Below are 11,856 nucleotides of genomic sequence, written 5' to 3' on the forward strand. Positions count from 1 at the left end.
TCAAGGACAGGGCCCGATGTTGCGTCCCTTGCACCCCGTTCAGCCGGGCACGCGAACCGTGCTCGGCATCGCCTTCTTCGTGCTGTTCGTGGCCTTCTGGGCGTGGATCACGCTCGGCGGCCATGTGAACCGGATCTTCCTCGCCGATCCGCTGTCGATGCTGAAAGATGGCTGGCGGCTGCTCACCGAGGATGGCTTCTGGCTGGATATCCTGATCACCATCTGGCGTGTCTTCGGCGGTTTCGTGCTGGCTTCGGTCGTCGCGGTGCCGATCGGCATCGCCATGGGCGCCTGGAAGCCGGTCGAAGCCTTCCTCGAGCCGTTCGTGTCGTTCGCGCGCTACCTGCCGGCATCCGCCTTCATCCCGCTGCTCATCCTGTGGGCCGGCATCGGCGAGCTGGAGAAGCTCCTGGTGATCTTCGTCGGCTCGGTGTTCCAGATCATTTTGATCATCGCGGTCAAGGTCGGCGCCACGCGCCGCGACCTGGTCGAGGCCGCCTATACGCTGGGGGCGAACGACAACGGCATCGTCAAGCGCGTCGTCGTGCCCGCCAACGCGCCGGAGATTGCCGAGACGCTGCGGCTGGTGCTCGGCTGGGCTTGGACCTATGTGATCGTCGCCGAGCTGATCGGCTCCTCGTCGGGCATCGGCTACATGATCATCAACAGCCAGTCGCGGCTGGCGACGGGGCAGATCATCTTCGGCATCATCGTCATCGGGCTGATCGGGCTTCTGTCCGATTTCGCCTTCAAGGCGCTCAACCGCTGGCTCTATCCATGGAGCCTGGCGTGAGCAAGCTTCTCATCGAGGGCGTTTCGCGGACTTTTGCCGGGGTCAGGGGCGGGGAGCCGGTGCGGGCGCTGCAGCCGGTCGACCTCGCGGTCGCGGCCAATGATTTCATCACCATCCTGGGGCCGTCCGGTTGCGGCAAGTCTACCCTGCTCAGGATCGTCGCCGGGCTGGAGGCGCCAAGCACGGGTAAGGTGCTGCTCGACGGCAAGGCGGTCACCAGGCCGGGACCGGATCGCGGCATGGTGTTCCAGTCCTACACCTTGTTTCCCTGGCTGACGGTCGCCGAAAACATCGGCTTCGGCCTGCGCGAGCAAGGCAGGCCCGAGCGCGAGCGCAACGAGATCGTCGCTTCCTATGTCGATCTCGTCGGCCTGAAGGGGTTTGAGAACCATTGGCCGAAACAGCTGTCGGGCGGCATGCAGCAGCGCACGGCAATCGCGCGCGCTCTCGCCAACGACCCCGCGATCCTGCTGCTCGACGAGCCGTTCGGCGCGCTGGACAACCAGACGCGCGGGCTGATGCAGGAATTGCTGCTCGGCATCTGGGAGCGGCGCAAGAAGACGGTGCTGTTCGTCACCCACGACATCGAGGAGGCGATCTTCATGGCGTCGCGGGTGATCGTGATGAGCGCCCGGCCCGGCCGCATCAAGTCGGACGTGGCGGTCGACCTGCCGCATCCGCGCCACTACACGCTGAAGACCAGCCCGGAATTCTCGTTACTTAAGGCACAACTCACCGAAGACATCCGCATCGAGGCGATGCGGACGGCGCAGACGCAGCCTGCGGGATAGTCTTAAAGACTCCTCAGGTCCTTAATAAGCACGTAGAGGTGCAGGGGATCTGTCGGCGACTGGATGAAGCCGTAGCGTTCGTAGAAGGCCCGAGCGCTGTCGTCCTTGGCATGCACTGTCATGGCCCGGATGCCCGCTATGTCAGCTGCCTGCAAGCTGCGCAGAATCGCATCGCGCAACAGCCCTGCACCGACGCCTCTGCCCTGCCAGTCCAGGCTGACGGCGAGTCGCGCCAGCAACATTATCGGCACTGGATAACGGGCGAGGCCCTTTTTCAAACGCTCGGGTGCATCGTCATAGGCGACTTCGCCGACGACCAGCGTATAAAAGCCGATTACGTCCTCACTGGAGAGGCCAATATAGGTCTGCGACGCGTTGGCTTGCTGGTTCTGAAATGCATACCGGGTGAGAAAGCGGTTTAGTGGTTGTTCGCCGCAATCGAACTTCTCAACCGCGTGGCTGCGGGCCAGCTTCTCGATACGGAACTGGCTCACGCCGGACTACGGCTGGAAAAGATGCTCGGTTCGCTCAGTAGGCGCTTGAGGCGCGGAAGGTCTCGCGTCGGAGCGTCAAGGGCAGAGATGAAGGCAGCCCATTTTTCTGCATCAAGGTGGAAAGTACGCCGGTCCGCCAATGTTTCTTCGGCCCGCCCCAGCGCACTTTCAAGGACGAAGTCACTGAGCGAGCGGCGTTCGGCCGCGGCCGCGGTAGCAAGAATGCGCTTCGCCTCCGCAGTAAGGCGTAGATCCAGCTTTTCAGATCGATTTGTTCTGGTTGTCATGGCCACCTCCTCATATAGAGGTATCATGCTCGCCAGACAATGTCATGACATTTCCGAAATTGGTCAGGCAGCCAAGAGCTGCTTGCGGTCGACGCGCTCCTGCTGCGGCGAACGGGCATAGAGCTCGCGGTAGCATTTGGAGAAATGCGAGGCGGAGACGAAACCGCAGGCGACCGCCACTTCGACCACCGGCAGCGACGACTGGATGAGCAGGTGCCTGGCGCGGTCGAGCCGGATCTCCAGATAGTAACGGGCGGGCGAGCGGCCCATCTCGGTGCGGAACAGGCGTTCGATCTGCCGGCGCGACAGATCGACATGGTCGGCGATCTCGATCAGCGACAGCGGCTCGGCAAGGTTGGCCTCCATCAACTCGATGATGGTCAGCACCTTGGAATTCTGCACGCCGAGGCGGGCGCGCAGCGGCAGGCGCTGGCGGTCGGTCGGGCTGCGCACGCGGTCGGTCAGTACCTGCTCGCAGACGCGGTTGACGAGGCTCTCGTCAAAATCGTCGCCGATCAGCTTCAGCATCATGTCGAGCGCGGCGGTGCCGCCGGCACAGGTGTAGACGTTCTGATCGACCTCGAAGAGGTCGGCAAACACATTGGCCTTCGGGAATGCCTCGGAGAAGCCCGGCAGGTTCTCCCAATGGATGGCGCAGCGCTTGTTGGACAAGAGACCGGCTGCGGCCAGGATATGCGCGCCGGTGCACAGGCCGCCGACGGCGACGCCGCGATTATACTCCTCGCGCAGCCAGGCGAAGGCCGACTTGTTGTGGTAGCGCTCGACATTAATGCCGCTGCAAACGATCGCCATGTTCGGCCGATCCGGCCCGGCCATCTTCTTGCGCTCTTCCTCGAGCGAGGTGTTGACGGCGCATTCGACGCCGTTCGAAGCGCGCACCGGCTTGCCGTCTATGCTGGCCAGCCGCCAACGATAGGCTTCATAGCCGAGCATCCGGTTGGCCGAGCGCAGCGGATCGAGCGCCGTCGCGAAGGCGATCATGGTGAAATCGGGAATGAGGAAGAATACAAACGATCTCTTGATCGCATGCTTTACGGCATTCACGGGGAAACCTCACGCAGCCATGACGCGAACAGGATGTCGCGAACAGCATAGCGACAACAGGAAAAACCATTCCTGTCAATCGGGTAGGCGGCTAAGTGAAGATTAAATTTGCGACACGGGTCGCAAATGGGCAATTCGTGCAACCACAGCACGTCGCTGCATGGGCGACGAGAGCCTGCGCATCAGGCGTTTTGTCGTTTCGCGACGGTTGCTCTCAATGAAAACGCCGCCTCGGCGGAGCCGGGCGGCGTCGAATTCAGCATGTCGGATCGTCTCAGGCAATGAAGCCGAGACGGGCAGCGGCCACGGCGCCGGTCTGGCCAGGCATGGTCTTGGCGAGGCGCTGACGCTCCAAAGCGGTCGTCAGGTTCATTTCGCGGCGGGCGAACAGGCGGGCAAAGAGCTTCATCATCATCTCCATTTGGTTGCTCAGACGGGTCGCCTTCGCTTAAGGAGTGGGGCAGCTCGTTTGCTGACGCTCATATAGGCTCGCTTCAGCAAAAACTAAATCGCAAATACGAAGCGCTTGATATGAAAAGCGACATGGTTTGCGACATTTTTGGGCAGCTTGCCCAAGATTTCCCATTATTTACAGGGCTTTAATCGGCTTGTTAACCCGCTATGCGGGTGGTTCATATGCGTCATGCAGCTGCCGCATGGCTGCAAAAGTCGTTTGAATGCAAATAAAAAAGACCCGAGACAAACAAAAAGGCCTGCCGAACTGAGGCGGCAGGCCTTCAGAACTCCATACACACGTGATTACTTCGCTCCGGCCCAGCTTCCGACACCGAAGCGCAAGCCGGTCTTGGCATCGGCGGCTTCCGGCCAGCCGATATCCTTCTGCAGTTCGAACGGCAGCGCATGGATGGCGCGTTCGGTCTGGTAGCGGGCGCGGGCCGCGCTGAATTCGGTCGCAAGCCGACCGATGGACGACAGGATAGACATTTCTTTCTCCTCGATGCGGGCAGGGAGGCGCCCGTCATTTGCGTTAAGTCAGGTCTGTTTCAGCTTCATTTCATGTCGATTTGCAGGACTGCGTCAGGGTCGTTTCATGGCTGCTTTTGGCAGCATCCTGCATCGATCGAGTTGACTATGCGCCTGGAGTGATGTTCAATCAAACGAAATGGAATGATGGATTGCATCAGAAAAATTGAAGGCAAGATGCCATGAACGCCCCGCTCAATCATCCTTTGCCGTTGCTTGATCTCGACGTGCTGCGCACTTTCGTGGCGATTGCCGAGACGGGCAGCTTCACCACCGCCGCCAACGCTGTGTTCCGCACGCCGTCGGCCGTCTCCATGCAGATCAAGAAGCTGGAGGACATCCTCGGCCGTTCCGTCTTCGCGCGCGACGCGCGCTCGGTAACGCTGACCACGGATGGCGAAATGCTGCTCGGCTATGCGCGCCGGCTGTTGTCGATCAACCGCGAAGTGGTGTCGAAGTTCATCATCCCCGACATTGTCGGCGTGGTGCGGCTCGGCTCCCCGGATGATTATGGCGAGCGCGTGCTGCCGCACGTGCTGAAGCGTTTTGCTCAGTCGCACCCGTCGATCGCCGTCGACGTCACGATCGACCAGAGCATCAATCTGCGCCGCCGCATGGACGACCGTGCGCTCGACATCACGCTGCTCACCAATTCCTACAAGACCAGCGCGATCGGCGCCGAGGTGCTCTTGACCGAGCCGATCGTGTGGGCGGGCGCCAAGGGCGGCTGCGCGCATCTGCGCGAGCCGCTGCCGGTGTCGCTATGGGAAGAAGGTTGCGCATGGCGGGCAGGGGCCCTGGAAGCGCTTGGCCGCGAGGGCCGCAACTACCGCATCGCCTATATGAGCGCCCACACGGCCGGCCAGCGCGCCGCCATCATGGCGGATCTTGCGGTGGCGCCGCTGCCGAAGTCGTTCCTCGGCGACGAGATGGTCTCGCTGGGCGCCAAGGACGGCATGCCGGAGATCGGCACCTACAATCTCGCCATGGTGGTGGCGCCGGACGCCAGCGCGCCGGTGAAGGCCGTCGCCGACCATATCCGCGCGACGTTCGAGCTGTTCCGCGAAACCGGCAAGTTCTAAGCTATTCGGCAGCCGGCGCGGGGCGGCCCGCGAAAGCGGCTTTTGTCCTGCGTCCCGCCCGAGCCCGGCGCGGTGCCGGGCTTGCAAGAAAGTTGACGATGCTGTCGCGCGCGCGGCGCGCCTCCGGCATCTCGATCAGCGGCCAGACGTGGAACATGCCCTCCTCATAGACGACGTCGACCTCGACGCCGGCGGCGCGCGCGCGTTCGGCGAAGATCAGGTTGTCAGGGCTGAGCAGATCGCGCGAGCCGGTGAGCAGCAGCGTCTTCGGCAGCACCGAGAGATCGCCGTAAAGTGGGCTGATGCGCCAGTCGGAACGGTCGATGCCGGCGCTGTAGAGGCGGATCGCTTCCAGTCCGCCGGGGATGCCCAGCCAGGGATCGTTGCGCTCGGCCTCGAACACTTCCGGATTGGACAGCGACATGTCGAGGCCGGGCGAGATAAGCACGTGACGCGATGGCGAAGGCAGGCCTTCCTCGGCCGCCATCATGGTCAGCACGACGGCCATGTTGCCGCCGGCGGAATCGCCCATGAAGACGATGTCCTCGGCGTCGGTGTCTTCGAGCATGCGCCGGTAGACGTCGCCGACCATGCCGAACATGTCATGGAAATCATGCTCGGGCGCGATGGGATAGATCGGCACGGTGATGCCGAAACCGAGACGCTCGGCCATCTCGCCGATCAGCCCCCAGTGGTAGGACGTGATCTGAAAAACATAGGCGCCGCCATGCATGTAAAGGATGCGCCGGCTTTCGCCCGTTCTCGGGGCGATCTCGTAGACGGGAAAGCCGTCCACGTCGGTCTCGGTGATGTCCAGCCGCCCCTTAAGCAAGGCAGGCGGATGATAGTCCTCGGTCTTGCGGGCGTAGGCGATCCAGCGCTGCAGGTTCTCGGGACTGGAAAACGCCTTCTTGCGGCTGTGCCGCAGAACGAATGAAACGAGATGGCTTTTCAAACTGGGCATACGGATACACGGATCTAGGCGGAGCCGACTAAGAGAATTCCCCCGTTCTCCGAACATTGTATGTCAGTTAAAAATTTCAAGGTTTCGCCGCTGGCACATTGGCGTGATCCGATGGTGCCAGTTTCTTGTTTGAGCAATTCCGGACGGAAAACCGCGTCACACTTTTCCTGGAATTGCTCTAGCGCCGCTTCAGTAGCAGCGCCGCGCGCAATTTGTTGTCGCCGGTCGCCAAGGCCGCGTCGCGGCCCCGGCGCTTGCCGAGTAGTTTGCATTTGTCGGCGAAGGTCATCAGCGCGGCGTGCCCAGAAGCAGCGCATGAAGGGCTGCCTGCGGATCGCTCGGCGGCGAAGCCGGCCAGCCGATATCCTTCTGGACATGCGCCGGCAGGCTGTTCAGCGCGCGGATCGCCTTGTTCCTGGCATGAGCCTGCCTGATGGTCACGCCGAAGCGGCTGAGGTTATCGTACATCGACATTTTCATCTCCCTTGAAGACCAGCGGCGGCGGAGGGTTATCCGTAGCCGCCGTTCGATGTCCGGTTAAATCGCCCACGCATGTATCGGATCGATTTCGCGAAAACCGCGTTTCGGTTTCAGGATCGCGCGAATTGGAAACATTTGCATACAAACGAATTGAGCCGGCGAGCATTCCGGCTTCCATCCCAATAGAGGCTATCCGCGGGTTGACAGCAACGGACTGCTGCATTGTTATTGTGCAATGCGATATCGACTGCATGCACTGCAGCGTAGCTCGATTGGGACCCGAGCATCGTGACCAGCATCCACAGTATTCAATATCTGCGGGGCCTCGCCGCATGCGCGGTGGTGTGCTTCCATGTCAGCGAACAGTTCGGCGGCCCGTTCAACGTCGGAGCAGCCGGCGTCGACGTCTTCTTCGTCATCAGCGGCTTCATCATGTGGGTGACGACGGCCGGCAAGCCGGCGGACCCCTGGCGTTTCATGAGGCGCCGGATCACCCGCATCGTGCCGCTCTACTGGATCGTCACGCTGCTGACCGCGGCTGGCATCCTGATCAAGCCGCAGTTCTTCTATGGCCATTTCTTCAGCGTGGCGAATTTCGTCGGCTCGCTGTTCTTCCTGCCGGTCCTGCAGGAGGGGGCGCCGCATCCCATCGTCATACAGGGTTGGACGCTTTGCTATGAGATGATGTTCTATGTCGTCTTCACCCTGGCCCTGTTCCTAGGGGAGCGCTGGCGGTTCGGCGTTCTCATGGGCGCCCTTGTTGCCGTCGTCGCGCTGCATTTCGTCCTGCCCGCGGGATACGCACGCGCCTTCACCGATCCGGTCGTGCTCGAGTTCTCGACCGGCGTCGTCGTGGGGCACTTGTGGCTCCGGGGCGCCAGGCTCCCGCTCGGGGTGGCGCTGGCGATGGTTGGCGTGGGATTTCTGCTTCTTGCGGCCAGTCCGCTGTTCGACGCGGGCATGGCTCGCGCGTTGTGCTGGGGGCTTCCGGCTACGCTCATCGTGGCGGGCGCGGTTTTTGCCGAGCGGGCGCGACCGTTCAAGCCCGCTTCCTTGCCCAGCTTTCTCGGCGATGCGTCCTATTCGATCTACCTATGGCATGTCGTGGTCGGTGTCCTGGCGACGGGTGTCGTCCTGAGGGCCGGCCTCCCGGCGGTCTTGCAGCCAGCAACGATCCTGGTCGTCACGCTCGCGTTCTCGGCGGCGCTCTATCTGGTGGTCGAAAAGCCGTTGAACGGGCTGCTGCACCCGCAACGTGCCAAGGGCGCCGTCAAGGCAAGCAAGGCCGCGGTCGCAGGGGCCGCGGAATGATGTCGCAAAATTAGTCGCGGCCGCGCCGTGCCGCGCGCTCCTCGCGCGAGCGCCGGCGCGGCGTGGCGTCGCCGGCGGTGCCGTCCTCGCTCATCGCCTTGCGCGGCGGCAGCTTCACCGCCGCCGCCAGCTTCGGGAACGGATCGACCTTGTTCGGCAACGCCATGGCGTAGACGAAGTGCTCCTGGAATTTCGGTTCCAGCGCCGTCTCGATCTTCTCGATTCGGCTCACCGTCTCCTCGATCTCGCGCCGATAACCACGATTGAGCAGCGCCATGCGCGCGCCGGCGCCGGCGGCGTTGCCGACCGCCGAGACCTTGTCCAAGTCGCAATCCGGGATCAGGCCGAGCACCATGGCGTATTTCGGATCGATGAAGGAGCCGAAGGCGCCGGCGAAATGGATACGGTCGACATGGTCAGTGTGCTGCTTTTCCATCAGCAGCTTGGTGCCGGCATAAAGCGCCGCCTTGGCAAGCTGGATGGCGCGCACGTCGTTTTGGGTGATGGTGATCTTCGGCTCGCCCTCCTTCAGCACATAGGAGAAGGTGCGGCCGTTCGCCACGATGCGCGGCGAGCGCATGCCGAGCGAGCCGTCGACGACGCCGTCTTCGGAAATGATGCCGGCGAGATACATCTCGGCCACCACCTCGATGATGCCGGAGCCGCAGATGCCGGTGACGCCGGTCGCCTGCACGCTGTCGATGAAGCCCGGTTCGTCGGACCACAGTTCCGAGCCGATGACGCGGTATTTCGGTTCCAGAGTGTCCGGATCGATGCGCACGCGCTCGATGGCGCCGGGCGCGGCGCGCTGACCGCCGGAGATTTCCGCGCCTTCGAAGGCCGGGCCGGTGGGCGAGGAGGCGGCGACGACGCGCGTCGAGTTGCCGAGCACGATTTCAGCATTGGTGCCGACGTCGACGATCAGCATCATCTCGTCCTGGCGATGCGGGCCTTCCGACAAGGTGACGGCGGCCGCGTCGGCGCCGACATGGCCGGCAATGCAGGGCAGCATGTAAAGACGCGCACCCTGGTTCAGCTTCAAGCCGATATCGGAGGCCTTGATGCGCACCGCGCCGGAGACGGCCAGCGCGAAGGGCGCGCCGCCGAGCTCGGTCGGATCGATGCCGAGGAACAAATGGTGCATGATCGGATTACCGACGAAGACGGAATCCAAAATGTCGGCGCGCTGGACATTGCCTTCGGCGCAGACCTTGTCGACGAGGCCGGAAACCGCCTCGCGCACGGCAACCGTCATGCCCTCGCGGCCGTCCGGATTCATCATCACATAGGAGACGCGGCTCATCAGATCCTCGCCGAAGCGGATCTGCGGATTGGAGGTGCCGGAGGACGCGGCGACGCGGCCCGACAGCAGCGACACCAAATGCATGGCAATGGTGGTCGAACCGATGTCGCAGGCGAGGCCGTATGCCTCGTTCTTAAGGCCGGGCCACAGCGCGATGACGCGCGCGATGTCGCTGTCGGCATCCTTGTGGATGGCGGCGGTCGCGGCCCAGTTGCCCTTGCGCAGGATGCCCTGCACCTGCGGCATGAGATAGAAGTCGAATTCGAGGTTCTTGAGGCCCCAATCCTTCATCAGGGCGATCTTGAGCCGGTCGAGGTCGCCGAGGGGCTTGTGCATGTCGGGCTCTTCGATCTCGACATAGCACATGCGGATCGCCGTATCGCGGGCGATCACCCTGGTGTCGGCGTCCTTGCGGATGGTCTGGGCATTGATGACCGTGTCCTGCGGCACGTCGATGACGAGGTCGCCGAGGATCTGCGCCGAGCAGGAGAGGCGACGCCGCTCAGGCAGGCCGCGCACGCGCTCGTAACGCTCTTCCTTGGCGCCCTTGGGCGAGATGTGGTCGTTGGACGAGACGATCTTGTGCTTGGCGAAATTGCCTTCCTGCACTTCGATCTGGCAGCGCCCGCAAGTGGCCCGGCCGCCGCACACGCTTTCGACATAGACGCCGAGCTGGCGCGCGGCATCGAGCACCGGCGTTCCAACGGGAAACCGGCCGCGCTTGCCCGACGGCATGAACAGCACGAGCGGATCGGTGATGTTGGGGGGAGGATTCATGCTGGCACGTGTCTCGATGGCAATTGCAAATGCCGTTTAACGGATCGTTTTACTGTTGGGTGGAGAGTCTGCTGGTCCAGGGGCCAACCATGTCGGATCTGCTGCTCTCCGCCGTCTTCACCGCGTTCACCATGGTGCGCGTGATCAAGGGCTCGTGGCTGCGCAATCCGCAATACCTGGCCACCGGGATTCTCGGCGCGATCGTCGGAGCTCTGGTGCTGCACGCATACTGGCCCGCCTATGACGATGATTTCATCGTCGGCGGCGTGACGGGCATTTTTGGATCCTGGGCGGGAATGGCGCTGTTCGACGCCATATTGGGCATGGCCTGAACGCAAAGCAGAGCTGTCCGACCGCATCCACGATGCGATCGGATCAGCCTTGTTTGCGGTGCGGCTCACGGTTGCGCGCTTATCCCCTGGCCATGCGGGCTTCACGGCCGCCGCGGCGGCGTCCGCCATTGGCCCCGCCTTCGCCCGGCGCGTTGACCGCGGTCGGAGCCGCGACGGCCTGGCCGCCTTCGGCCGGTTTGTAGTCCTTGTAGGTGCGGATCCAGTTGGTGCAGTTCTCGTCGGTGCCGTTCAGCACATTGGCGCCGCGCACGGCTTCCATTTCCTGCGGACGGACCGGGTTCATGATTGCCGAGGTCATGCCGGCGCCGATCACCATCGGGATGAAGGCGGCGTTGATGCCGTGGCGGTGCGGCAGGCCGAAGGAGATGTTGGAGAGGCCGCAAGTGGTGTTGACCTTGAGCTCTTCGCGCAGCCGGCGCAGCAGCGCGAACACCTGGCGGCCGGCATCACCCAGCGCGCCGATCGGCATCACCAGCGGGTCGACGACGACGTCATGCGCGGGAATGCCGAAATCGGCGCAGCGCTGGACGATCTTCTTGGCCACGGCGAAACGGACATCCGGATCCATCGAAATGCCGGTCTCGTCGTTGGAGATGGCGACGACCGGGACATTGTACTTCTTGACGAGCGGCAGGATGGCCTCGAGCTTCTCTTCCTCGCCGGTGACGGAGTTGACCAGCGGGCGGCCCTTGGCGACCCTCAGTCCAGCCTCGATCGCGGCGCTGACGGAAGAGTCGATCGACAGCGGCAGATCGACCAGTCCCTGCACGATCTCCAGCGTCTGAACCAGCAGGCCCGGCTCCGTCTCATTCGGGTTGACCGAGGTGACGCCGGCATTGACGTCGAGCATGGTGGCGCCGCAGGCGGCCTGTTCCAGCGCGTCCTTGATGACGGTCTCGAAGTTGCCGGCCACCATTTCGGCGGCGAGCTTCTTGCGGCCGGTCGGGTTGATGCGTTCGCCGATCACGCAGAAGGGCTGATCGAAGCCGATGACGATTTCTCGGGTCGCCGAGGCGACGATGGTGCGGGTCATGCGATCTCTCCGTCGGGATATAAAGAGTTCTTTATATCGTTATCTGATTTGGTTCAAGCGGATGGGTGCAGGCAGCGCCTTAGACTCTAAGTAAATGTATGACGTTGTCCCAAAACCGGTTCCCACTTCTGGGCGACAT

General features: G+C 62.8%; 14 protein-coding genes. 5 read left to right on the plus strand and 9 right to left on the minus strand.

Annotation, left to right across the window (positions count from 1 at the left end):
- Positions 1-16 precede the first annotated feature (16 nt).
- Positions 17-793 (plus strand): ABC transporter permease, encoded by a 777-nt coding sequence (locus AC0YKC_RS08240; protein WP_434723212.1) that lies wholly within the window; start codon positions 17-19, stop codon positions 791-793.
- On the plus strand, positions 790-1,584 hold the full coding sequence (locus tag AC0YKC_RS08245) for an ABC transporter ATP-binding protein (RefSeq protein ID WP_488510748.1): 795 nt from the start codon (positions 790-792) through the stop codon (positions 1,582-1,584). Before AC0YKC_RS08240 ends, AC0YKC_RS08245 begins: the two co-directional genes overlap by 4 nt.
- A gap of 2 nt (positions 1,585-1,586) precedes the next feature.
- On the opposite strand, the gene AC0YKC_RS08250 is transcribed toward AC0YKC_RS08245, so the two are convergent.
- The 5 genes from AC0YKC_RS08250 to AC0YKC_RS08270 all read right to left on the minus strand — a co-directional run bounded on the left by AC0YKC_RS08250 (position 1,587) and on the right by AC0YKC_RS08270 (position 4,375).
- Positions 1,587-2,078, minus strand: coding sequence for a GNAT family N-acetyltransferase (locus AC0YKC_RS08250; RefSeq protein ID WP_434723210.1), 492 nt, complete (start codon positions 2,076-2,078; stop codon positions 1,587-1,589).
- Complete coding sequence (locus tag AC0YKC_RS08255; protein WP_434723209.1) at positions 2,075-2,365, minus strand: type II toxin-antitoxin system TacA family antitoxin; 291 nt, start codon at positions 2,363-2,365, stop codon at positions 2,075-2,077. The genes AC0YKC_RS08250 and AC0YKC_RS08255 overlap by 4 nt, the downstream gene beginning before the upstream one ends.
- Positions 2,366-2,428: 63 nt before the next feature.
- A complete protein-coding gene (locus AC0YKC_RS08260) occupies positions 2,429-3,367 on the minus strand; it encodes a GlxA family transcriptional regulator (RefSeq protein ID WP_263482302.1) in 939 nt (312 codons plus the stop codon).
- Positions 3,368-3,704: 337 nt separating this feature from the next.
- Entirely contained in the window at positions 3,705-3,839 is a 135-nt protein-coding gene (locus AC0YKC_RS08265) for a hypothetical protein (RefSeq protein WP_112099240.1), read from the minus strand.
- A 350-nt stretch (positions 3,840-4,189) separates the two neighbouring features.
- A complete protein-coding gene (locus AC0YKC_RS08270) occupies positions 4,190-4,375 on the minus strand; it encodes a hypothetical protein (RefSeq protein WP_320295307.1) in 186 nt (61 codons plus the stop codon).
- Between the two features lie 221 nt (positions 4,376-4,596).
- Between AC0YKC_RS08270 and AC0YKC_RS08275 the strand changes: the two genes are divergently transcribed.
- Positions 4,597-5,496: a LysR substrate-binding domain-containing protein gene (locus tag AC0YKC_RS08275; RefSeq protein ID WP_040981895.1), complete on the plus strand. Its 900-nt coding sequence runs from the start codon at positions 4,597-4,599 to the stop codon at positions 5,494-5,496.
- A gap of 1 nt (position 5,497) precedes the next feature.
- On the opposite strand, the gene AC0YKC_RS08280 is transcribed toward AC0YKC_RS08275, so the two are convergent.
- Positions 5,498-6,460, minus strand: coding sequence for an alpha/beta hydrolase (locus AC0YKC_RS08280; protein WP_488510750.1), 963 nt, complete (start codon positions 6,458-6,460; stop codon positions 5,498-5,500).
- 288 nt (positions 6,461-6,748) lie between these two features.
- Positions 6,749-6,934, minus strand: coding sequence for a hypothetical protein (locus tag AC0YKC_RS08285; RefSeq protein ID WP_095765549.1), 186 nt, complete (start codon positions 6,932-6,934; stop codon positions 6,749-6,751).
- Between the two features lie 294 nt (positions 6,935-7,228).
- Here AC0YKC_RS08285 and AC0YKC_RS08290 point away from each other — a divergent pair, with 294 nt between their 5' ends.
- A complete protein-coding gene (locus tag AC0YKC_RS08290) occupies positions 7,229-8,251 on the plus strand; it encodes an acyltransferase family protein (RefSeq protein ID WP_488510751.1) in 1,023 nt (340 codons plus the stop codon).
- A gap of 10 nt (positions 8,252-8,261) precedes the next feature.
- Here the strand turns inward: AC0YKC_RS08290 and AC0YKC_RS08295 are convergent, their stop codons facing one another.
- On the minus strand, positions 8,262-10,331 hold the full coding sequence (locus tag AC0YKC_RS08295; RefSeq protein ID WP_320295310.1) for an ASKHA domain-containing protein: 2,070 nt from the start codon (positions 10,329-10,331) through the stop codon (positions 8,262-8,264).
- 89 nt (positions 10,332-10,420) lie between these two features.
- Here AC0YKC_RS08295 and AC0YKC_RS08300 point away from each other — a divergent pair, with 89 nt between their 5' ends.
- Positions 10,421-10,663 (plus strand): hypothetical protein, encoded by a 243-nt coding sequence (locus AC0YKC_RS08300; protein ID WP_320295311.1) that lies wholly within the window; start codon positions 10,421-10,423, stop codon positions 10,661-10,663.
- A gap of 79 nt (positions 10,664-10,742) precedes the next feature.
- On the opposite strand, the gene AC0YKC_RS08305 is transcribed toward AC0YKC_RS08300, so the two are convergent.
- Positions 10,743-11,717: a methyltetrahydrofolate cobalamin methyltransferase gene (locus AC0YKC_RS08305; protein ID WP_320295312.1), complete on the minus strand. Its 975-nt coding sequence runs from the start codon at positions 11,715-11,717 to the stop codon at positions 10,743-10,745.
- Between the last annotated feature and the right edge of the window lie 139 nt (positions 11,718-11,856).

The sequence above is a fragment of the Mesorhizobium sp. CNPSo 4661 genome (assembly GCF_057784215.1).